Annotated in this window: 19 protein-coding genes and 2 tRNA genes; 11 read left to right on the top strand and 10 right to left on the bottom strand. The window is 59.6% G+C overall.

Annotation, left to right across the window (positions count from 1 at the left end):
- Positions 1-213: 213 nt before the first annotated feature.
- Both fdhF and msub_RS02285 read right to left on the bottom strand, forming a co-directional pair.
- Positions 214-3,084: a formate dehydrogenase subunit alpha gene (gene fdhF / locus msub_RS02290; RefSeq protein WP_048494525.1), complete on the bottom strand. Its 2,871-nt coding sequence runs from the start codon at positions 3,082-3,084 to the stop codon at positions 214-216.
- Between the two features lie 10 nt (positions 3,085-3,094).
- Positions 3,095-4,810, bottom strand: a complete 1,716-nt coding sequence (locus tag msub_RS02285; protein WP_048494524.1) for an NADH-ubiquinone oxidoreductase-F iron-sulfur binding region domain-containing protein — start codon at positions 4,808-4,810, stop codon at positions 3,095-3,097.
- 245 nt (positions 4,811-5,055) lie between these two features.
- On the opposite strand from msub_RS02285, the gene msub_RS02280 reads away from it, so the two are divergent.
- The 3 genes from msub_RS02280 (at position 5,056) to msub_RS02270 (ending at position 7,201) form a co-directional block, all read left to right on the top strand.
- Complete coding sequence (locus msub_RS02280) at positions 5,056-6,354, top strand: DUF2252 family protein (protein WP_048494523.1); 1,299 nt, start codon at positions 5,056-5,058, stop codon at positions 6,352-6,354.
- Between the two features lie 188 nt (positions 6,355-6,542).
- On the top strand, positions 6,543-6,779 hold the full coding sequence (locus tag msub_RS02275) for a type II toxin-antitoxin system Phd/YefM family antitoxin (protein WP_048494522.1): 237 nt from the start codon (positions 6,543-6,545) through the stop codon (positions 6,777-6,779).
- Entirely contained in the window at positions 6,779-7,201 is a 423-nt protein-coding gene (locus msub_RS02270) for a type II toxin-antitoxin system VapC family toxin (RefSeq protein WP_048494521.1), read from the top strand. The genes msub_RS02275 and msub_RS02270 overlap by 1 nt, the downstream gene beginning before the upstream one ends.
- A gap of 95 nt (positions 7,202-7,296) precedes the next feature.
- Here msub_RS02270 and msub_RS02265 read toward each other — a convergent pair.
- Both msub_RS02265 and msub_RS02260 read right to left on the bottom strand, forming a co-directional pair.
- Positions 7,297-7,370: transfer RNA gene (locus msub_RS02265), tRNA-Cys, on the bottom strand.
- A gap of 60 nt (positions 7,371-7,430) precedes the next feature.
- Positions 7,431-7,506: transfer RNA gene (locus msub_RS02260), tRNA-Gly, on the bottom strand.
- 186 nt (positions 7,507-7,692) lie between these two features.
- On the opposite strand from msub_RS02260, the gene msub_RS02255 reads away from it, so the two are divergent.
- From msub_RS02255 to msub_RS02240, 4 genes are read left to right on the top strand one after another with little or no spacing between them, the layout of a single operon-like run.
- Entirely contained in the window at positions 7,693-8,898 is a 1,206-nt protein-coding gene (locus msub_RS02255; protein ID WP_197083773.1) for an MlaE family ABC transporter permease, read from the top strand.
- A 2-nt stretch (positions 8,899-8,900) separates the two neighbouring features.
- Positions 8,901-9,698: an ABC transporter ATP-binding protein gene (locus tag msub_RS02250; RefSeq protein WP_048494520.1), complete on the top strand. Its 798-nt coding sequence runs from the start codon at positions 8,901-8,903 to the stop codon at positions 9,696-9,698.
- 5 nt (positions 9,699-9,703) lie between these two features.
- Positions 9,704-10,642, top strand: a complete 939-nt coding sequence (locus msub_RS02245; RefSeq protein ID WP_048494519.1) for an MlaD family protein — start codon at positions 9,704-9,706, stop codon at positions 10,640-10,642.
- An 8-nt stretch (positions 10,643-10,650) separates the two neighbouring features.
- Positions 10,651-11,280: an ABC-type transport auxiliary lipoprotein family protein gene (locus tag msub_RS02240; RefSeq protein WP_156182710.1), complete on the top strand. Its 630-nt coding sequence runs from the start codon at positions 10,651-10,653 to the stop codon at positions 11,278-11,280.
- Here the strand turns inward: msub_RS02240 and pgsA are convergent.
- The 5 genes from pgsA to msub_RS02215 all read right to left on the bottom strand — a co-directional run bounded on the left by pgsA (position 11,225) and on the right by msub_RS02215 (position 16,363).
- Positions 11,225-11,791 (bottom strand): CDP-diacylglycerol--glycerol-3-phosphate 3-phosphatidyltransferase, encoded by a 567-nt coding sequence (pgsA, locus tag msub_RS02235; protein ID WP_048494517.1) that lies wholly within the window; start codon positions 11,789-11,791, stop codon positions 11,225-11,227. The genes msub_RS02240 and pgsA overlap by 56 nt on opposite strands.
- A 7-nt stretch (positions 11,792-11,798) precedes the next feature.
- On the bottom strand, positions 11,799-13,661 hold the full coding sequence (gene uvrC, locus msub_RS02230; RefSeq protein ID WP_048494516.1) for an excinuclease ABC subunit UvrC: 1,863 nt from the start codon (positions 13,659-13,661) through the stop codon (positions 11,799-11,801).
- Positions 13,645-14,307 (bottom strand): UvrY/SirA/GacA family response regulator transcription factor, encoded by a 663-nt coding sequence (uvrY, locus tag msub_RS02225; protein WP_048494515.1) that lies wholly within the window; start codon positions 14,305-14,307, stop codon positions 13,645-13,647. Before uvrY ends, uvrC begins: the two co-directional genes overlap by 17 nt.
- A gap of 100 nt (positions 14,308-14,407) precedes the next feature.
- Positions 14,408-14,659: a hypothetical protein gene (locus tag msub_RS02220; protein WP_048494514.1), complete on the bottom strand. Its 252-nt coding sequence runs from the start codon at positions 14,657-14,659 to the stop codon at positions 14,408-14,410.
- Between the two features lie 84 nt (positions 14,660-14,743).
- Positions 14,744-16,363, bottom strand: coding sequence for a methyl-accepting chemotaxis protein (locus msub_RS02215; RefSeq protein WP_048494513.1), 1,620 nt, complete (start codon positions 16,361-16,363; stop codon positions 14,744-14,746).
- Between the two features lie 168 nt (positions 16,364-16,531).
- Between msub_RS02215 and msub_RS02210 the strand changes: the two genes are divergently transcribed.
- The gene (locus msub_RS02210) at positions 16,532-17,236 is read left to right on the top strand and encodes an AzlC family ABC transporter permease (protein WP_048496924.1); all 705 of its coding nucleotides are present in this window, start codon (positions 16,532-16,534) and stop codon (positions 17,234-17,236) included.
- Positions 17,229-17,558, top strand: coding sequence for a branched-chain amino acid transporter permease (locus msub_RS02205; RefSeq protein ID WP_048494512.1), 330 nt, complete (start codon positions 17,229-17,231; stop codon positions 17,556-17,558). The genes msub_RS02210 and msub_RS02205 overlap by 8 nt, the downstream gene beginning before the upstream one ends.
- Here the strand turns inward: msub_RS02205 and msub_RS02200 are convergent.
- Complete coding sequence (locus msub_RS02200; protein WP_048494511.1) at positions 17,555-17,974, bottom strand: DUF1330 domain-containing protein; 420 nt, start codon at positions 17,972-17,974, stop codon at positions 17,555-17,557. The genes msub_RS02205 and msub_RS02200 overlap by 4 nt on opposite strands.
- Before the next feature lie 162 nt (positions 17,975-18,136).
- Between msub_RS02200 and msub_RS02195 the strand changes: the two genes are divergently transcribed.
- Together msub_RS02195 and msub_RS02190 are read left to right on the top strand one after the other, a co-directional pair.
- Complete coding sequence (locus tag msub_RS02195) at positions 18,137-18,598, top strand: (2Fe-2S)-binding protein (protein ID WP_048494510.1); 462 nt, start codon at positions 18,137-18,139, stop codon at positions 18,596-18,598.
- Positions 18,595-20,931, top strand: a complete 2,337-nt coding sequence (locus msub_RS02190; RefSeq protein ID WP_048494509.1) for a xanthine dehydrogenase family protein molybdopterin-binding subunit — start codon at positions 18,595-18,597, stop codon at positions 20,929-20,931. Before msub_RS02195 ends, msub_RS02190 begins: the two co-directional genes overlap by 4 nt.
- The last annotated feature ends 15 nt before the right edge of the window (positions 20,932-20,946 follow it).

Below are 20,946 nucleotides of genomic sequence, written 5' to 3'. Positions count from 1 at the left end.
AAAATATCATTTTAGAACCTCCCCATCACACAGGGCATAGGTTCCCTTGCCAGTGACCTGCCCAGCCAGGCACCCTGCTCCTTCGATATCGAGCTGATATCAGACACGGCCTTTTTCAGTTGCAGATAGCCCCATCGGCGCTTACCGGTTCCGGTCTGCCTCGTGCAAACACCTTGGTACTTTATGTTCCTGAGAAATCGAATAAGTGAGGGGCTACGCCGGGCTGAGCCGGCAAGCTGCGTACTTGAACTCCGGAATCTTCCCGAAGGGATCCAGTGCCGGATTAGTCAGCACGTTCGCTGCCGCCTCCACAAAGGCGAAGGGTACGAACACCATGCCCTCTGGCATGGTCTGATCGGCCCGTGCCGTCAGGGTGATGGTGCCGCGCCGGGTGGCAATTTGAATGTTATTACCCGGTGCTACGCCCATACGATCCAGCTCCGCTGGTGCCAGATAGGCTGCAGCTTCCGGCTCCCGCTCGTCCAGCACTCGGCTGCGACGGGTCATGGCGCCGGTATGCCAGTGCTCAAGCAATCGCCCGGTTGTTAGCACGATGGGATAGGCATCATCCACCGGCTCATCCGGTGGCAGTGGGCTGGCCGGTGAGAATCTGGCACGGCCTCCTGCGCGCGGGAAGGCATCGGAGAAGACAACGTCCTGTCCCGGGGCGTCATCTGCAGGGCATGGATAGGTGACGGACCCCTCGCGCTCCAGGCGAGACCAGGAGATATGATCCAGTGAGTGCATGCCCTGCTTCATTTCTTCAAACACTTGCTCGGGGCCGGCATAGTTCCAACCCAGCCCGAAGCGCCGGGCAACTTCCTGGATAACCCACCAGTCGGGCTTTGCCTCTCCCGGAGGCGACAGTGCAGCACGGCCCATTTGCACTTGGCGGTTGGTGTTGGTGACGGTGCCTGACTTTTCCGACCAGGCGGCGGCAGGCAGGATAACGTCGGCAAACTGGGCAGTCTCTGTGACGAACAGATCCTGTACCACCAGGTGCTCCAGGGCAGCGAGCGCGGCCCGGGCGTGGGTCAGATCCGGATCGGACATCGCGGGGTTTTCGCCGAGGATGTACATGCCTTTGATCGTGCCCGCCCTGATGGCATCCATAATCTCCACCACGGTGAGCCCCGGCTTCGGGTCCAATTCGGTGTTCCAGAGCTCTTCGAAGGCGGCGCGCAACTGGGCATCCCCGACCGGTTGGTAGTCGGGCAGTACCATGGGGATCAGGCCGGCATCGGAGGCACCCTGCACGTTGTTCTGCCCCCGCAGTGGGTGCAGACCAGTGCCGGGCCGGCCGGTGTGGCCGCAAGTCAGGGCCAGGGAAATCAGGCAGCGGGCGTTGTCGGTGCCGTGCACGTGCTGGGAGATGCCCATGCCCCAGAAAATCATCGCGCGCTCCGCACCCGCGTAGGCTCGGGCCACTTCACGAATGGTGTCGGGCGCCACGCCGCAGACCGGGCTCATCACTTCCGGGGTCATGCCCTCAACGCTGGCCGCCAATGCCTCGAAGCCTTCGGTGTGGGCGTCAATGTAGGCCTGGTCAAAGAGTCCTTCGCTGATAATCACATTGAGCATGGCGTTGAACAGTGACACGTCGCCACCCGGCGAGAAACGAAGGCTCCGCCAGGCATAGGCATCCAGCGCCTGGCCCCGGGGATCGATGATGATCAGTTTCGTGCCGTTGCGTGCTGCCTGCTTGAAGTAGGTGGCGGCCACCGGGTGGTTTACGGCCGGGTTGCAGCCGGTGAGGATGACCACGTCCGCCTCAAGCGCCTGCATGAAGGATGCAGTTACTGCACCAGAGCCCAGGCACTCCATCAATGCGGCCACGGAGCTGGCGTGGCAAAGCCGCGTGCAGTGATCAACGTGGTTCGAGCCGAAACCGGTGCGCACCAGTTTCTGGAACAGCCAGGCTTCTTCGTTGGAGCACTTGGCACTGCCGAAACCGGCGAGCGCATCCGGTCCGTGTTGGGTTTTAAGTTGGGTTAATCCGCTTGCTGCAAGATCCAGTGCCTCATCCCAGCTTGCCTCTCGAAAGTGCGTTAACGGATGGGCCGGATCAAAGTCCGGGTCGAGCCTCTTGGGGACGCCCTCCCGGCGAATCAGCGGCCGGGTGAGCCGCGCCGGATGTGAGGGGTAATCGAAGCCAAAACGGCCTTTCACGCATAGCCGGCCCTGGTTTGAGGGGCCATCTTTGCCTTCTACAAAGAGAATACGCCCTCGATGCTCGCCTGCTGCTCCTTCGGCATCGGCAGGACCGTCCTTGACGTGATAGGTCAGTTGGCAGCCCACGCCACAGTAGGGGCAAACGGAGTCCACGGTTCGGTCGGCCGTGGCGGAGTCTCCGCGGCCCCGGGCATCAATCAGGGTGGCGGGCATGAGCGCGCCCGTCGGGCATGCCTGCACGCATTCGCCACAGGCAACGCAGGTGCTGTCACCCATGGGATCATCGAAATCAAACACCACTTTGGAAGCGGCACCGCGATGCGCCAGGCCGATGACGTCGTTGCCCTGCACTTCGCGGCAGGCGCGCTCGCACAACCCGCAGGTGATGCAGGCGTCCAGATTCACGTTCATGGCAGAGTGAGTGGCGTCATGGCCCCGGGCGTGGGCAAGCGATTCCGACCGTGGCGCAACATGGTGAACCGTTGGCTCGTTGCGCTCTGAACGGGCCGGGAGGCGCTGGCGCACATCCCCGACATCAATCGCCAGTTGATCCGCCGTTTCCCATAAGTGGCTTGAACGATCGGGGCTGCTATCTTGCGCAGGTTGATCGGCTAGCAGCAATTCCAGCACCGCTCTTCTGGCTTCCTGGGCACGGGCGGAGGCTGCGCTTCGCACCACCATGCCGGGCGCTGCCTCGCGGATACAACTTGCGGCGAGCACCCGCTCACCCTCCACTTCCACCATGCAGGCGCGGCAATTGCCATCCGCGCGGTAACCCGGGGCGTCTTTGAAGCAAAGGTGCGGGATGGTCTCGCCGGCGCGCTTGGCCACCTGCCACAGAATTTCGCCGGGGTAGGCCTGCACTTCCACGTCGTCCAGGGTCAGGGTAAAACTTGTGCTGGAATCGCTCATGGCGGCCTCCCTACCCTTTGGCAATCAGTTTTTGGCTGGCAAGTTCACTGCGGAAATCGCGCAGCAGGCTCAGCACCGGATTTGGGGCCGCCTGGCCCAGACCACAAATGGACGCATCCGCCATCACTTTGGCCAGTTGCTGCAGCGTCTGCTCATCCCAGGTATCCCGCTCCAGCAAAGTGAGCATTTTCTCGGTGCCCACACGGCAGGGCGTGCACTGGCCGCAGGATTCGTCCGCGAAGAAGCCCAACAGGTTGGCAGCCGCAGCCTGCAAATCGTCCTGATCCGACAGAACGATCACGGCAGCAGAGCCGATGAAGCAGCCGTGCTCCTGCAGGGTGTCGAAATCCAAGGGAATATCAGCTTTGCTGGCCGGCAGTATGCCACCGGATGCCCCGCCGGGCAGATAAGCCAGCAGGCGATGCCCTTCGGCCATGCCGCCGCAGTATTCCTCGATCAATTCATTGAGGGTGATGCCAGCGGGTGCGACATGCACACCCGGCCGCGCGACCCGACCGGACACCGAAAAGCTGCGAAGCCCCTTGCGACCATGCCGACCCTGGCTGGCGAACCAGTCGGCGCCCTGGGCGTGGATGCGGGGAATCCAGTAAACGGTCTCGACGTTGTTAACCAGGGTGGGCTGGCCAAACAGTCCTTTCTGGGCAACGAACGGCGGGCGATGTCGTGGCTTGCCCGGCTTGCCTTCCAGGGACTCGATCAGGGCGGATTCCTCGCCACAGATATAGGCACCCGCGCCCCGGCGCAGGATCACGAAGCCCTGTTCAACGATTTCGGCTGATTCCAGCTCGGCAATGGCCTCCTTCAGCACACGGTGCAGGCCGGGATACTCGTCCCGCAAGTATATGTAGAGGGCCTTCGCCTCAACCGCCCAGGCGCTAACCAGTGCACCTTCCAGGAAGACGTGGGGGGCACGTTCCAGGTAATAGCGATCTTTGAAGGTGCCCGGCTCGCCCTCGTCGGCATTGATCACCGCGTAGCGTGGGCCCGGCTCCGCCCGCACGGCCTGCCATTTTCGGAAGGTTGGAAATCCCGCGCCGCCCAGGCCGCGCAGGCCCGCATGCTCGAGTTCCTTCGCCAGCGATTCGACGCTCACCCGGCCTTCATGGCAATCGGCCAGCAGTCCATAACCGCCGGCTGAACGATAATCCGCCAGGCCTTGCCATTGGATTTCTTCCGGTTGAATCTGGCCCTGCTCTACCGCAGCTCCCACATTCTCGGCGTTGGCATGGCAAACGTGATGATGGCCGACTTCCACCACTGGCGCCGTGTCGCAGCGCCCCATGCAGGGCGCACGCAGCACTCTCACGGCTTCGGGATCAGCCCCTTCAGACAGCGCTTGATGCAGCGCTTCCGCCCCCGCCAATTGGCACGACAGCGAATCACACACCCGCAGAGTTATATCCGGCGGTGGGGTTTGTTCGTCGTGAATGACGTCGAAATGGGCGTAGAACGTGGCCGTTTCATAAATGGCGGCCATGGGCAGGTTCATGAAAGCCGCAAGGGCCCGAAGGCGGGGCATGGAGAGGTAACCGTCTGCGTCCTGCAGTGCATGCAGGTGCTCGATAAGGCGATCGCGGTGGCGCAATGACGAATCGACACGTTCGTCACCGATCAGGTCCCGCAGCTCCGACAGTACCGCCGGTTCCAGTTGACGGCCACGTAGAGCAGAGCGCCGGCGTTTGCCCATCTTATCGTCTGTGCTCATTGTTGTTGACCAGGCGCCGAGGTATCAAAACCAGCCTTGCCGGCTGACTTGACTAGTTACTGATCATTGAAGCATATCCGGCCGAGGTGACGCCAGACGATAGAAAACTGGTTGGGTCGAAAGCCGCGACTGGCCTGGAGGTTAATAACAAAGCAGGGTTGGTTGAGCCCGGACAGCAGGTCCGTGTTAGGCTCGCAAACTATCGTTTTCAATTAATTGATAAATTCATTCAGTATGAGTTCCCTATGATCAAAGAGCTTACGCTCCACAACCGAGCTCAACAGGTTATCCAGGCCATCACCAACAATAATGTGGGGCTTGATACCGCTGCCCGGAAGAAAAAATTCCAGGCCATGTCTGAATCCCCGTATCGGTTTTTCAGGGGAACCAGCCACCTGTTCTGGCAGGATATGTACAACGACTGGCGATTCGCTTTGTTCGGTGGGTGGTCCGGGAATCAGAGCTGGATCCAGGGCGATGCCCATGTTTACAACTTCGGCGCATTTGGCAACCACGACGGCGAGGTGGTTTACGGCCTGGATGACTTCGATGACGCCGTCGTGTCTGATTATCAATACGACCTGTGGCGACTGGCTGTCAGCCTGGTGCTCGACACCCGCGGCAATGGCATCTTTGATGGCCCCACTTGTACCAAGGCGCTGGAAGCACTTGCAAAAGGCTACCTCGAAACAGCGACCCGTTATCACGAGGATGACCTGGGTCAGGAGGTTCATTTCACCGCGGATACAACGGGCAAACCTCTGAAAAAGTTCCTGAAAAAGGTCGCCAAGAAGAAAGGCCGCAAGCAGATGCTGGATAAGTGGACCCGTCTGCAGAAAAATGGCAAGCGGGTACTGGACGCCACCAACCCGAAGCTCAAACGCTTGTCGCCCACCGACCGGAAGGCTCTGCTTGAGGCATTCGAGACTTATCGACAGGAGCGGATGAAGGATGATGAAAGCTGCGTCTATCGGGTCAAAGACGCGGCCCGACGCATGAACGCTGGCACCAGCTCCCTTGCCAACAAGCGGTTCTATATCCTGATCGAAGGCAAAGAAGGATCACAGGATGACGACATAATCCTGGACCTGAAGCAACAACGCGGCCCCTCATTGCTCAATGCCATGACCGATGCAGAGCGGGAAGGCTATCAAAAGGTCTATCAGAATGAGGGCATCCGGCATTTGGCGGCATTTGAGGCCATGGCGGAGCACCCTGACAGCCACCTTGGCTGGCTTGAACTCGACGGTATGGTTTTTTCGGTGAGGGAGCGGTCGCCGTTCAAGAAGGATTTCAAAACCCATAAAATCGACAAAGAGAAACACTTCTACAAGATGGCGGCTACCTGGGGTGAGGTTCTGGCCACTGAACACAAACGTGCCAGCCGTTACCTCAACCCGGACCAGCCGTTCCTTTTCGAGGAAAGCCTGAGTCAATCGACGGAAGGCCGGGAGGACGAATTCGCCACCCTGGTCATGGCCATCGCCAACCACTATGCGGAATGTGTCGAGCGGGATTTCGAGACCTTTCTTGGCGCTTTTTGATTGCTGGTTGGCGAGGAGTTCTGAGCCAGGGGTAAAACGACAAAGGTGGCCATGAAACGCAGGCCATGCGGAATCATTATCGGTTGATCAAGTGAGTTAGATAAAACCGAAAAATCTCCAACGGACCTGATTGCTATGGAACTTCTACCAAGAGTACACTCATTGTGTACACGAATAGGGTGAGAATCATGCAGACGATCAATGTTCGAGAAACTCGGGAAAAGCTCTCAAATCTTTTGGACGCTGTGGCCGCAGGAGAAGAGGTTGTAATTCTGCGCCACGGTAAACCTGCCGCACGCCTGACCGCAGCCTTGCCCGAAAAGATTCAGTTTCCAAACCGTTCGGAACTCAGGGCATCTCTGCCACCGGTCCGGGAAAGCTCTGCCCATGCGGTGCGGGAACTCAGAGATGAAGAGCGCTATTAATGTTGTACTTCGATACCAGCGCCGTTCTCCCCTACTATAGACAAGAACATGCCAGCGATCGTGTTCAGGCATTGCTTGAGTCGCAAACCCAGCCGGTTCTTATCAGTCATCTGACGAAAGTTGAGGTGGCAAGCGCGCTGGCCCGATGGGTTCGGATGGGCGAGCTCAGTGAACCCCAGGCGAACCGGATCGAAAGTGCTTTCCATGATGATGTTAGCCATGGCCGCTTCAGCCTGTGCCCCATTGAAACAGCCCACTATCAACGGGCCAGCCACTGGATTGGCACAAGGAAGACAAGCTTGAGAACGTTGGATGCACTTCACTTGGCATGCGCAGAACATCACCAGGCTCAACTTATCAGTGAGGATGAACCGTTGGTGAACGCGGCGGTTTTCTTTGGTATAGACGCCCGACTTGCTTGAGAATGGGAATGATCTATTCTTCGGTGAATCGATGTCGCCAATGAGACACCGGCCTTGGCCTGAAATCTTCAAGTGAATGAGAAACGAGAAAATAATGGAGGCGCGGGTCGGAATCGAACCGGCGTACACGGAGTTGCAGTCCGCTGCATAACCACTCTGCCACCGCGCCGGAAAAGACCGAAGGGATCGGATCTTTGTGCTCTCAGGTGGGCATTGAGAGACTTGAAATTGGAGCGGGAAACGAGATTCGAACTCGCGACCCCAACCTTGGCAAGGTTGTGCTCTACCAACTGAGCTATTCCCGCTCTTTGCTGCCGAAGCATTGCCTCGTCAACGGCTGCGTATTCTACGGATTACCGTTCGGGCGTCAATACTTTTTTATCAAGTTTTTGTTTTAACGGACTTTGTGGACAAAGTTTGGCCAATCTCTCAATCTCCGGACGAATCACTCCATCGGGGACTGGCAGGGAGCCATCCGAGTCTCTAAGCTGATGGCTGGCCAGTTAAATCACTCATGGATTGAACGCAACGTGCCCAGCTCCATCGCCGAAAAGCAGACTCATTCACTCTCAGCTTCGGCTGTTCCGGGGTCCATCTCGCGCGATGCTGGCACCGTTCGGATCACCGGGGACTGGTTGTTGAGCCACTACCGCCAGCTCAAATCGTTAAAAACCGGGTTGGCTGCGACCGATCTGCAGGGGCTGAGGATCGATTTGTCCGGGCTCAACCGCATCGATACCGCGGGTGCCTCATTGCTCGCCGCCCTGCTCGGCCCGGAGCGTTTGCTGGAAGCTGTCTCAGGGCGGAATGCCCTGTCACAGGAAAAATCGGCCCTGGTTGAAGCCGTCTGCCGTGCCATGAAAGATCAGCCCGCACCAGAGCGTGCCGCACCTTCCCTGATTACCAGTTTTGTCATGGGAACGGGCGAGAAGGTGGAAAGCATCTGCCGCCTTCTGTGGATTCTCACCGGCTTTATTGGCCAGACTCTGGCGACCCTGGCCTGGAACCTGCCCCGGCCCTGGCGCTGGCGAATGACACCGTTTGTAGCGGCGATTCATGAGACCGGGCTGAATGCCTTGCCGATCGTTGCCCTGCTGACTTTCCTGGTGGGTGCCGTGGTTGCGTTTCTCGGAGCCACAGTGCTGGAAAACTTTGGCGCAACCATCTATACCGTGAACCTGGTGGCCTTCTCGTTCCTGCGGGAGTTCGGTGTTCTGCTTGCGGCCATCCTTCTGGCCGGGCGCACCGCCAGCGCGTTTACGGCGCATATCGGGGCCATGAAGGTTAATGAGGAGCTGGACGCCATTCGCACTCTCGGGCTCAATCCTATTGAACTGCTGGTTCTGCCACGAGTGATGGCCATGATGATCAGTCTGCCGATTCTGACCTTTGTGGGTATGATTTCAGGGATGGCGGGCGGTGCCATGGTCTGTGCCCTGGTGTTGGATATTTCAACCACGCAGTTCATGGCGGTTGTTGAGCAGGGCATTCCCTTGCAGCATTTCTGGGTCGGTCTGGCCAAGGCGCCGATCTTTGCCTTCCTGATTGCCGTTATCGGCTGTCTGGAAGGGTTCAAGGTAGCCGGCAGTGCCCAGTCGGTTGGCGAACACACAACCTCAAGCGTGGTGCAGTCGATCTTTATGGTTATCCTGCTGGATTCCATTGGCGCACTATTCTTTATGGAAATGGGGTGGTAGGTATGGCCGTGGCCCCGGTTATCGAAGTCCGTGAGTTGCGCAACCGGTTTGGCGAGCATGTGGTTCATGAAAACCTGGAGCTCGATCTGCTCCAGGGTGAAATCCTGGGGGTGGTCGGCGGCTCGGGTACCGGCAAAACGGTACTTCTGAGAAGTATCGTCGGGCTCCACACGCCCTCTTCCGGCCATATCCGGGTGTTTGGTGAAGATCTCATTCAACTCTCGGCCCGCGATCGTTCCAGGGTCGAGCAACGGTTTGGTGTTCTGTTTCAGGGTGGTGCGCTGTTCACTTCCCTGAACCTTCAGGAGAATATCGCCGTGCCCCTGATCGAACATGCCGGCCTGAAAAGGTCCGAGGCGGAACAGCTGGCCCGGATGAAGCTGGCTCTGACCGGGCTGCCGCCGGAGGCCGCCGCCAAATACCCGGCGGAACTGTCCGGAGGCATGGTCAAGCGGGCCAGCCTGGCGCGGGCTCTGGCTCTGGATCCGGAAATCCTGTTTCTGGATGAGCCCACGGCGGGGCTCGACCCCATCGGCGCTGCCGCCTTCGACCGACTGATTGTTACCCTCCGGGATGCCCTGGGGCTCACCGTTTTTCTGGTGACCCATGATCTGGACACCCTTTACTCAACCTGTGACAGGGTTGCAGTCCTGTCACAGCGCCGGGTGCTTGTAGCTGATACTCTTGAGGCTGTCGCCGCCACGGACGATGAATGGATCCAGGATTACTTTAACGGCCCCCGCGGCAGGGCTGCGAGCTACGCATTCCGGAACCAGTCGCCCACACGGATTCAGGAGTAGTGACCATGGAGCCAAGGGCCCATCACCTGATCATTGGCCTGTTTACCCTTGTTGCCTTCGCGGCAGCGCTGATCTTTTCCCTGTGGCTGTCGAAGTCCTCGGCAGATCGTGATTGGGCGTATTATGAGATTGTCTTTGATCATGCGGTCAGCGGCCTGTCAGAAGGTAACCCCGTGCTGTACAGCGGCGTACAGGTTGGTGATGTTCTGCAGATGAAGCTGGACCCGGACAACCCTGCCCATGTGCGGGTACTGGTGCGCGTTGACCAGACAATACCGATCCGCGAGAACACCAGGGCGGGGCTGGTCCTGGCAAACATTACCGGCAGCATGAATATTCAGTTCAGTGGCGGCAGCCCGGGGCAGCCGACGCTGGAAGGCGACCGGGACAACCCGCCGGTGATTCAGGCAGAGCCCTCGGCGTTCAACAGTATTCTGGCCAACAGCGAGCAGCTTCTTTTCAAAGCTGATGAGCTGCTTACCAAGGCCAACCGGCTGATGTCTGCCCATAATATCGGGAACCTCACCGCCATATTACAGAACACCCGCGAGGCGACCGATGCCCTGCTCGCCCGCCGTGATGAGTTGGCCTCCCTGTTGGACCAGTTTGATGCCGCCGGGCGCAGGGCCGAGGAAGCGGCCATCAAGGTTTCCCGGGTCTCTGACAACGCCAATGAGTTGCTGCAGACCGATGGGCGCCAGGTTCTGGAATCCATGGATAAGGCCCTGGACGTCATCTATACCACCATAGCCCGGATCGACCGCCTGAGCCGGGCCAACGAGGGCGCGATCGACGCGGGCCTGCAAGGCATGGGCGAGTTGGCGCCAGCACTGCGGGAGCTCAGGGCGACGCTGCGGAACCTCAACCAGTTCAGCCAGCGTATCGAGAATGACCCCTCGGCTATCCTGTTCGGAACCGACACCATGAAGGAGCTGCCACAGTGAGGAAAACGGTGATCATAAAGTTCGCGCTACTCCTGACCACGGCCCTTACAGGCGGCTGCACGGTATTTCCGAACCCCGAGCCGCCTCGGGTAATGGAGATTGCGGTGTCGGAACCGGCCCGCCGGTCAGACCAGCGTTTCGAGGAAGCCTTGCGTGTTGATACGCCTTTCGCCTCGGCGCCCTTTAACAGTTCCCGAATACTGGCAAAACCCAACCGCTGGGAATTCCGGGCGTACGAGAACGTTCGCTGGCGTGACACCGCAACCGTTGTGGTTCGCGACGCGCTGGTCGAAGGGCTGAGAGACAGCGCAGGATTTGCCAGCGTAATCACCGATTCCAGTGCGGCACCCGCCGAGCTCACCCTGATCAGCGAACTATCCGCCTTTCACACCGAAAATCCTGAGAGCGAGCCCCGGGCAATCATCGAGTTGCACGCGCAGCTCATCCGGAACCGTTCCCGGGCCAGCCTGTGTAATCACAGTTTCAGCATCATGGAGCCGGCCGCCGGCACCGGCATCGAACAGGTGGTTGAGGCATTCGGCGTCGCGGGCAACCGGCTGTCAGACCAGGTGACCGCCTGGGTTACGGCGTGCGACCTTTCGTCTCGGCCGGAAAAAGATCATCCCACGCAGCCCTGAGATAGAGCCCCATGGACCACAGGGTGAGAATGGCGGCAATGTAGAGCAGCACCAGTGCAATATCTGACCAGAGCACTCCTGGGGGGAACGCCAGCAGCCCCACAATGGCGGCCATCTGCGCCGTCGTCTTGATCTTGCCGATATAGGACACCGCCACGCTCGAGCGGCTGCCAATTTCCGCCATCCACTCCCGCAGGGCGGAGATCACAATTTCCCGGCCAATGATCACGGTAGCCGGGATGGTCAGCAGAATCGCCGAATGTTCCTCGATCAGAACGGCCAGGGCCACGGCCACCATCAGTTTGTCGGCGACGGGATCGAGGAAGGCACCAAATGGCGTGCTCTGGTCCAGTTTCCGGGCCAGGTACCCGTCCAGCCAGTCGGTGGCGGCGGCAAGCCCGAATAGCGCGGCGCTCACCAGGTAACTCCACTCCACCGGCAGGTAGAAGATCACCACGAACACCGGGATCATGATGATGCGGGAGAGTGTGAGGATGTTGGGTAGGTTCATGCTGTCCTTACTCGTCGTGCAATGCTGCGTAGATGGTTTCTGCCAGTGATTTGCTGATGCCCGGCACCTTGGCCATCTCATCAACCCCGGCTTTGCGGATTTCCTGTATGCCGCCGAAATAACGTATCAGGTCGCGGCGCTTCTTCGGCCCGACGCCTTCTATGCCTTCCAGTGTAGACTGCCGGCGCTTTTTATCGCGCCGCGCCCGGTGCCCGGTGATCGCAAACCGGTGGGACTCATCCCGGATATGCTGGATCAGGTGCAGTGCGGGCGAATCCGCCGGCACCCGGAACACATCGCCGGTCATGGCATCAATGAGCTGCTCCATCCCTGCCCGGCGAGTCACGCCCTTGGCGACGCCGATCAGCGGGATATCGGAAATCTCAAGCTCATCAAACACTTCCCGGGCAATGTTCAACTGCCCTTTACCACCGTCAATGAACACCAGGTCCGGGCGTTTGCCCTCCCCGGCCACCATCCGCTTGTAGCGGCGCGAGAGTACCTGGCGCATCGCTGCGTAGTCATCACCGGCAGTCACACCTTCAATGTTGTAAAGCCGGTAATCGCTCTTCAGGGGGCCATTCTCATCGAAAACCACGCAGGATGCGACGGTATTTTCCCCATGGCTGTGACTGATATCAAAACACTCCATGCGAGAGGGCGTCTCCGCAAGCTCTAGCAGATCCCGCAGGGCCAGCAGGCGCCTGTATACCGTCTCTTTGCTGGCAAGGTGCGTAAGCAGGGTCTGGCGGGCGTTGGTCATGGCGAGCTCCAGCCAGCGACGGCGCTCGCCCCGGACATTACCCCGAATCCGCGTTTCCCGGTTCGCGGACTCCGTCAGGGCCTGGGCAAGCAACTCCTGGCCTTCTACTTCAACCGGCACCAGGACATCCCGGGGAATTTCCCGGCGGGTATTGCCGCCGAAATAGTACTGCCCGAGGAAGGCGCTGAGCAGTTCGCCCTCGGTCTGTTCAATGGAATACCGGGGAAAGTAGTCCTTGGTGCCCAGCACGCGGCCGCCACGCACGATGATCACCACGATGCAGACCACCCCCGCATCCTGGGCAATGGCGATGACATCCGCGTCGCCGCCTTCGCCATCCACTGATTGCTGTTCCTGCACGTGGCGCAGATGGTTGATCTGGTCCCGGTAGGCGGCGGCCTTTTCAAACTCGAGATTCTTCGAGGCCGCCTCCATGGCGTTCATCAGGTCATGGATGATCGCAGGGTTCTTGCCCTCCAGAAACATGCTGGCGTGGCGGATATCCTGCTGGTATTCCTCCGGACTGATAAAGCCCACACAGGGCGCGGTGCACCGGTTAATCTGGTATTGCAGGCAGGGCCGCGTTCTGTTTCGAAAATAGCTTTCACTACAGGATCTTATGCGGAAAACCTTTTGTAGAATGTTAAGGCTTTCCTTGACCGCACCGGAGCTGGGAAACGGCCCGAACCAGGTGCCGCCCCCCTTCTTCGTACGCCCGCGCCGAAACGTCAGCGAGGGGTAGTCACTGTGGGACGACAGGTAGATATAGGGATAGGATTTATCGTCACGGAGCAGGATGTTATAGGGCGGCCGTAACGATTTGATAAGGTTCTGCTCAAGCAGCAGCGCCTCGGTTTCACTGCCGGTAATCGTTATCTCGATCGAGGCGATTTTCGCGACCAGTGCTTCGGTTTTCGGCGCCAGGCCGGTCTTGCGGAAGTAGCTGCCAACCCGCTTTTTCAGGTTGCGGGCCTTACCCACATACAGAACCGAGCTACCGTCATCGTACATTCGGTAGACGCCGGGCCGTTCGGTAAGCTGTTTCAGGAAGCTCTTGCTGTCAAACTCCCTGATCGTTGTGCTTTCAGGGTCAGACCTTGTCGGCATCAAGCAACCCGAGCCGCACTGCCATCAGGGCCAGTTCTACATCACTGGAGATTTCCAGCTTCTCGAATATCCGGTAGCGGTAGCTGTTGACCGTCTTCGGGCTCAAGCACAGCTTGTCGGAAATATCCTGCACCTTCTGGCAATCCACCACCATCATGGCGATCTGCATTTCCCGCTCGGAAAGCCGCTCGAACAGCGACAGCTCACCGTCTTCGTCGCGATCATTACCACCGAGCTGCTTCAGCGCCATTTTCTGGGCGATTTCCGGGCTGATATAACGCTGCCCCGTGTGCGCCATCCGGATGGCACGAACCATCTCTTTGATGTCTGCGCCTTTGGTAATGTAGGCAGTCGCACCGCTTTGCATAACGCGTGTCGGATAGGGATCATCCGCGCAGGCAGTGACCACGATCACGCGAATGGAATCATCGATCCGGAGAATGCGGCGGGTTGCCTCAAGACCGCCGATGCCGGGCATGCGGATGTCCATCAGCACGATGTCCGGGCGCTGCTGGCGCACGAAATCGATAGCGTCTTCTCCGGATGACGCCTGCCCGATGACTTCAATGTCCGGGTTATCGGCCAGCATCCGGGTAATACCGGATCTCACCAGCTCATGGTCATCAACAACCAATACCCTGATCAAAATTCACCTCGCACACGGCTTTCGGGAAAACAGCGCGATTGTAACGTTTAGTTCAGGCCCCGGGTAGGTGCAAAGCCAAATACCGTGACAGACCTGACGCCTAAGCCGGCACACCCAGGCCCGCGGTATTTTCTACCGGATCAAACCAGACCACCAGATCGCCCCGGCGAACTGCAGCCATCACAAGATTCCGTTCCGCGAAGGGGTTCTCGGCGTCATTCAGCCCGTGGTATCGGGTGCAATACTCTTCAACCAGGCCCAGAAGCTGGTCTTCCGTCAGCAAATCCGTGTCAACAGTGAACTTCTCCTCTCTGGGATCTGGCTGGGACTGTTGTTCGCTGCTCTCTGTCATGCTACCTCCTGTGGAGCCACCATAGTAGGGATAATGATGACCAGGTAGAAGCCCGACGGAGCGGATCCATCCTCCATAATGCTGTCAGGCGGTGGGTTCAGCCGTTCTGAACCGCGCGATCAGTTGTCGCATAGACACCGATTCCTGCCGCAGTGCCTCGCTGATGGTCCGGGTGTGCTCGACACTCCGGATCAGGAAATCGGCGCTCTCATCCAGTGCGCCTGAACGGCGGCCAACCCGGCCAATCTCATCCCGCTGCAGTGCCACGGAAGCACTGATCTCGGCACTGTGGCTCTCAAGACTGACGAACTGGCCTTTGAGGGTTGCCAGATGGGCCTTGAGCGCGCCCAGGTGGTCCTGATTGTTGGTACCGGCGTCGCGCATCTCATCCAGCAAGGCATCGACGCTGCCGACCCCGGAGACCAGATCCTGTACCCACTGGGAAATGTCCCGGGTGGAATCCGAGGTGCGCCGGGAGAGCGTCCGGACTTCGTCGGCCACCACGGCAAAGCCCCGGCCATGCTCGCCGGCCCGAGCCGCCTCAATCGCCGCGTTGAGGGCCAGCAGGTTGGTCTGCTCCGCGATATCGGCGATCACGCCGATCACTTGCTCTATCTTGCCTGTCGACTCGCTCAGGGCATGAATAGAGCCGGAGACCCGGGAAATTACCTCTACCGTGTGCTCCGCCGCCGCTTCGCTGGTGGTGAGCCGGTGCTGGACTTCCTGGTTTGCAGCCACCGCCGTGTTCACGGTTTGGGCGGATTGCTCCGTCGCACGCTCAATGGCAGACGCCTGGTCAGCGATGGCCACCATCGACTGGCTGAGGTCATGAATCTGCTTCCGGGTCTTTTCGGATGCTTCCTGAAGCGATTCCGCACCAGTATCCAATGCTCCGGAGCGTTCATCCAACCCTCCGGCAGCAGAGCGAATATCGCCGATGAAATGCTCGAAACGGGAAACCAGTCCACCCAGGGCCTTTGCGACCCCGGCGACTTCATCCCGTCCTTTGAGAACGGGCACGCCGGTGAGGTCGGCGTTTTTCTCCATGGCCACCAGGTCCCGCTCCATACCCTGAAGGCGAAGGATCACGGACTGTCTCAACCACAAGGTCATAGCCACTACAACCAACAGGAAAGAGACCGAGCCGGCTATCAGGAAACCCTGCTGCTCCGACAGAAATGCCAGCAGCTCATCGGCACCGGCAGAAACCGATTGACGGCTCCGGCTCTGGCGCGCAGCAATCGCCTGAAGCATTGGCTCTATGGCGGGAAACAGGTCGAAATCCACTACCTGACCGACACGGTAATAACTTTTTTCACCAATGCCCTGCTTCATTTTTGCCAGCAGGGCCTTAACCCGCTCGAAATCCACCTGATGTTCTTCTACCCAGTTGCTCAAGCCTTGGTTCGCCGCCAGGCCTTGCCAATGCTCGGGCAACGCGGTTTCCAGACGGCTGAATTCGGTTTCGATTTCATCCCAGAGAAGGAGTTGAGCCTTGATCTTGTAGGCCAGGTCCTGGAGGTGCCGGTGATCCTGCTCGAGATCCGCCAGAAGCCAGGTTTCGTTAAGGTTATTCCGGACCAGGGTTTCCGAGGCCGCCTCCGCCTTCAGAATGATACTCCACGACAGCGCCGCCAGGCCGGCAAGCGCGACGACTGACAGGAAGGCGAAAAACAGGATGCGGGTTCTTACCGTGGCAAACATGACAACTCCAGCAGCGGGCTATGCCGCGGATGGTATGCCGGATTTATGACACTTTTATTGCGGCCGGTGTGCCAAGTACTCATCACCCACCCCCACCAAAAACGTTAACCACTTCAAAAAAACCGGAAAATTCACTATGATCGCCGCTTTCAGACCGTTTGGATGCTAATGAATCAGTCCGTTTTCCGCCTCACCCTCCCAATCCTGTTCGGCTATCTTCCGCTGGGCATGGCGTTTGGCGTGCTGTTTGCCACCCAACTGGATTATGCCTGGTGGGCCGCGCCATTGATGGGAATCCTGATTTATGCCGGAGCCGGCCAGATCCTGGCGGTCAGCCTGCTGGCCGTGAACGCGGGGCTGCTGGAAGTGTTCGTGGCGATGTTTGTGCTCAATGCCCGCCATCTGTTCTACGGTCTGTCGCTGCTCGGGCAGTTTCGCGGGGCCGGCTGGCGCAAGCTTTACCTGATATTCGGCTTGACCGATGAAACCTATTCACTGCTCACCAGTCGCCCCAGGGGGCCAGACCGGGGGCATGAGCAGGAAGTGGACTTCAGGATCACCGGCTTCAATCAATGCTATTGGGTGGCCGGCTGCGCCCTGGGGGCCCTGCTCGGCGACAATGTCGCTTTCGACAGCACCGGCATTGAATTCGCGCTGGTTGCCCTGTTTGTCGTGCTGACCCTGGAACAGCTCCGGGCCCTTGGCGAGGGATTTCCGATCTGGCTGGGAGCCGGTGCAGCCGGCATTGCAATGCTGCTACTGCCACCGGCGCATCAATTGATTGGCGCCATTGCCCTGGTAACCGGCGTATTGCTTATCGAGTACCGGAAAGTGCGCAGTCAGGGATTACAGGAGGAAGGAAGGCATGGGTGAATCGGGTTATCTTGCCGCGTTCGTTGCGGTAGCGGCGGTTGCCACCTTTGCCACGCGGGTAATTCCGTTCCTGTTCTTTGAGCGCCACACAGATCATCCACTGGTTCGCCATCTCGGGCGGTACCTGCCAGCTGCCGTGATGGCACTGCTGGCCACAGTGTTTTTGCAGCGCTCGGCAGACTGGACCGGGGCCTGGGCGGGTTTCGATGCCCTGCTGCCCGGTTTGCTGGTGGTGGCTATACACCTGTGGCGACGGAATGCCCTGCTCTCCATTGCCGCGGGCACCCTCAGCTACATGGCTATCCAGCAGGCCGGTTTCTAGGCCGAACCCGCCCGGTTTTCGCCCTCGACGTTCGCCACCAGCCGTGAATCCTTAAGTGCTGCAGTGCGGTGCTTTACCACGCCCTTGTACTCCGGGCTTTCGATCATGGCCATGAAGGCATCGATCGACGGGTAGCGAACCAGCAGCACCTGGTCCCAGGATTCGTCCGGAGGCGCGATCAGGGAACCAACACTCCGGCCGGACCAGATAACTTCGGCACCGACTGATTTCACACAGGCGGCCGCCTCTTCCATGTAGAGCGTGTAGGCCTCGCGGCCAGACCGCTCCGGTGCGTCTTCCGTGTAATTTGCCCGCTCGCGGAACCGCAGCAGGTTCAGCATGACCACTGGCTGGTTTTTTGGCGTATCCGCAAGGACCTTTTGAAGCTGGTCTGGGGTGGGATTAATGGCGTCCATCCGTATCCTCTTCTTCTGGTGTTTCCGGCGCCCACTATAGCCCACGCCCGAGGCGTGGAGCCAAAGGTTTTCATTACCTTTCATCCAGATTGCTCTTTTTGTCTTTTGCGTTCGTAGGGCTACAGTGAAGGACAACGAAACACAGACCGACAAGAGGACGCTATGGTTACCCTTACGATCAATGGCGAGCAACACGAGCTCGACGTTCCCGACACCATGCCCCTGCTGTGGGTTATCCGCGATGTGCTGGGAATGAAAGGCACCAAGTTCGGCTGCGGCATTGCCCAGTGTGGCGCCTGTACTGTCCACATGGCAGGCACCGCCATCCGTTCCTGCGTGACACCCGTTTCCACGGTGGCCGGAGAAATCCAGACAATTGAAGCCATGGCCGAGGATCCGGTCGGCAGCAAGGTTCAGCAGGCCTGGCTTGATCTGGGGGTGGCCCAGTGTGGCTATTGCCAGGGCGGTCAGATCATGAACGCCACCTCACTGCTCAAGCAGACACCGGAGCCGAAAACCCAGGAAATCGTTGATGCAATGGCCGGCAACCTGTGCCGTTGTGGCACCTACAACCGGATTCTCGCGGCGATAGAGCGGGCAGCAGGCAAGGAGGTGAGTTCATGAGGCGGTCAGACGACACTCTGTTACTCGCCAATGTCAGCCGGCGCGGCCTCCTCAAAGGGCTTGCGGGTGCGTCGGCCCTGGTGTTGGCCGCCCGCTGGGATCTGGCAGATGCCAGTGAGAAAGACCGCTTCGGCGCCAGCGCCATGCCCGGTGGCTGGGTCGACAACCCCAACGTCTTCATTCACATCGCACCGGATGGCACGGTGACCATCGTCAACAACCGGTCCGAAATGGGCCAGGGTATCCGCACCAGCCTGATCATGGTTGGCGCAGACGAACTGGGTGCGGACTGGGATCGGGTGAAGGTCGAGCAGGCCGATGCCAACCAGGAAAAGTACGGCAACCAGAACACCGATGGCTCCCGCAGCATGCGCCACTGGTACGACCCCATGCGCCGTGCCGGAGCTGCAGCCAGGATGATGCTTGAACAGGCCGCCGCCAACCTGTGGGGTGTTCCCGTCCACGAAGTGGAAACCCGTGTGCACAAGGTGGTTCACGAGGCCTCCGGCCGGGAGCTCGGGTTTGGCGAACTGGCCAAGGCTGCCAGGGAACTGGACGTGCCCGGCCGCAATGATCTGGTTCTCAAGGCCGACAGCGAGCTGCGTTTCATTGGCAAGGAATCAGGGCTGATCAACGGTGAGCTGAAATCCGCTTACCCGAAAGCCATCGATGGCGAAGATATTGTTACCGGCAAGGCGATTTACGGTGCCGACGTTGATTTTGAAGACACGCTCTATGCGGTCATTGCCCGCCCTCCCGTTTATGGCGCCAAGGTGAAAAGCGTGGACGACAGCGCCGCGTTGAAAGTCATCGGTGTGCAGAAAGTGATGCAGATCGAGGGCGCCAGTCAGCCTGCCGGATTCAGCCCGCTTGGCGGGGTCGCCGTCGTGGCCTCCAACACCTGGGCCGCCATGGAGGGGCGCAAGGCCCTGAAAATTGAGTGGGATAATGGCCCGGCCGGAGACAACGCCGGTTATACCACCGAGGCCTACAGGCAGTCGCTGGAAAAGGCGGCGCAATCCCCCGGAAAGGTCATCCGGGAGAACGGCGGCGATGTCGAGGCAGCCCTGCAAGCTGCTGCCAAGCGGGTATCGGCCACCTATTACATGCCCCACATGGCGCAGGCACCGATGGAACCACCCGTGGCCACGGTTCGAGTCAAGGATGGGAAGGCGGAAGTCTGGGCCCCGGTCCAGAATCCCCGGGCCACCCGGGAAGGCGTTGCCGGGCGGCTGGGCCTGGACAAGGAAAAGGTAACGGTGCACGTTACCCTTCTTGGTGGTGGTTTCGGCCGCAAGTCGAAGCCTGATTTCGTGACCGAGGCGGCGATAATCGCCGATGCAGTCAAGGGCCGTCCGGTCCGGCTGCAATGGTCACGGGAAGACGATATTCACCACGCCTACTTCCATGCGGTCTCCGTCGACCACCTGGATGCCGGCCTGGATGCCGATGGCAAAGCCACCAGTTGGCGCCATCGGACACTGTCTCCCAGTATCGCCTCGCTGTTTGCGCCGGACCCGGAGCACATACAGGAATTCGAGCAGGGTATGGGTTTCAACACCATGCCCTTCGACATTCCCGCCATCCGGCTGGAAAACCCACCCGCGCCGGCCTACGTTCGCATTGGCTGGTTCCGCTCGGTCTACAACCTGCCCCACGCCTGGGCGATCCAGAGTTTCGCCCATGAAATGGCGGAAGCGGCCGGCAAGGACCACCGGGATTATGTGCTGGATCTGCTCGGCCCCGGCCGGCAGATACAGAACCTGTCCGTAGGCGACGGCTGGAACTACGGGGAAAACCCGGACCTGTACCCGATCGATGTGGCCAGGATGCGCCGGGTAATCGAGCGCGCAACGGAGGAAGCCGGCTGGGGACAGAAACCCGGCAAGGGCCGCGGCCTTGGCCTGGCCTTCCACCACAGCTTCGTGTCCTACACGGCCATTGTTTTCGATGTGGAAGTCGACGACAAGGGTGACCTGACCATCCACCGCGCCGACATCGCGTTCGACTGCGGGCCCCAGGCCAATCCTGAGCGGATCCGGTCACAACTCGAGGGCGCCTGTGTGATGGGCATCGGTATCGGGCTGAAATCGGAAGTGACCTTCAAGGATGGCGTTGCCCAGCAGGATAACTTCAACAACTACCTGATACCGCGAATGCCGGACGCACCCGGGGTTGTCAGGGTGCACCTGATCGACAACCCCACGGACGCCATGGGTGGTGTCGGCGAGCCCGGCCTGCCTCCCGTGGCACCGGCGCTGTGCAATGCGATTTACGCTGCAACGGGCAAGCGAATCAGGCGCTTGCCGGTGGGTGATCAGTTGAAAGGCTGAACCTGGACCAGGGCC

Origin of the sequence: Marinobacter subterrani (assembly GCF_001045555.1) — a bacterium.
GTDB lineage: Bacteria > Pseudomonadota > Gammaproteobacteria > Pseudomonadales > Oleiphilaceae > Marinobacter > Marinobacter subterrani.
The sequence above is the reverse complement of the archived record's forward strand: the minus strand, read 5'-3'. Positions and strand labels throughout refer to the sequence as shown.

What these genes read in the sequence shown, in the direction of transcription:
- msub_RS02250 (WP_048494520.1), top strand. Translation starts at nt 8,901, where the DNA reads ATGGCCGTGGCCCCGGTTATCGAAGTCCGTGAGTTGCGCAACCGGTTT.
- msub_RS02255 (WP_197083773.1), top strand. Translation starts at nt 7,693, where the DNA reads ATGGCTGGCCAGTTAAATCACTCATGGATTGAACGCAACGTGCCCAGC.
- pgsA (WP_048494517.1), bottom strand. Translation starts at nt 11,791, where the DNA reads ATGAACCTACCCAACATCCTCACACTCTCCCGCATCATCATGATCCCG.
- msub_RS02270 (WP_048494521.1), top strand. Translation starts at nt 6,779, where the DNA reads ATGTTGTACTTCGATACCAGCGCCGTTCTCCCCTACTATAGACAAGAA.
- msub_RS02275 (WP_048494522.1), top strand. Translation starts at nt 6,543, where the DNA reads ATGCAGACGATCAATGTTCGAGAAACTCGGGAAAAGCTCTCAAATCTT.
- msub_RS02220 (WP_048494514.1), bottom strand. Translation starts at nt 14,659, where the DNA reads ATGACAGAGAGCAGCGAACAACAGTCCCAGCCAGATCCCAGAGAGGAG.
- msub_RS02245 (WP_048494519.1), top strand. Translation starts at nt 9,704, where the DNA reads ATGGAGCCAAGGGCCCATCACCTGATCATTGGCCTGTTTACCCTTGTT.
- fdhF (WP_048494525.1), bottom strand. Translation starts at nt 3,084, where the DNA reads ATGAGCGATTCCAGCACAAGTTTTACCCTGACCCTGGACGACGTGGAA.
- msub_RS02190 (WP_048494509.1), top strand. Translation starts at nt 18,595, where the DNA reads ATGAGGCGGTCAGACGACACTCTGTTACTCGCCAATGTCAGCCGGCGC.
- msub_RS02285 (WP_048494524.1), bottom strand. Translation starts at nt 4,810, where the DNA reads ATGAGCACAGACGATAAGATGGGCAAACGCCGGCGCTCTGCTCTACGT.
- msub_RS02200 (WP_048494511.1), bottom strand. Translation starts at nt 17,974, where the DNA reads ATGGACGCCATTAATCCCACCCCAGACCAGCTTCAAAAGGTCCTTGCG.
- msub_RS02280 (WP_048494523.1), top strand. Translation starts at nt 5,056, where the DNA reads ATGATCAAAGAGCTTACGCTCCACAACCGAGCTCAACAGGTTATCCAG.
- msub_RS02205 (WP_048494512.1), top strand. Translation starts at nt 17,229, where the DNA reads ATGGGTGAATCGGGTTATCTTGCCGCGTTCGTTGCGGTAGCGGCGGTT.
- uvrC (WP_048494516.1), bottom strand. Translation starts at nt 13,661, where the DNA reads ATGCCGACAAGGTCTGACCCTGAAAGCACAACGATCAGGGAGTTTGAC.
- msub_RS02215 (WP_048494513.1), bottom strand. Translation starts at nt 16,363, where the DNA reads ATGTTTGCCACGGTAAGAACCCGCATCCTGTTTTTCGCCTTCCTGTCA.
- msub_RS02195 (WP_048494510.1), top strand. Translation starts at nt 18,137, where the DNA reads ATGGTTACCCTTACGATCAATGGCGAGCAACACGAGCTCGACGTTCCC.
- msub_RS02210 (WP_048496924.1), top strand. Translation starts at nt 16,532, where the DNA reads ATGAATCAGTCCGTTTTCCGCCTCACCCTCCCAATCCTGTTCGGCTAT.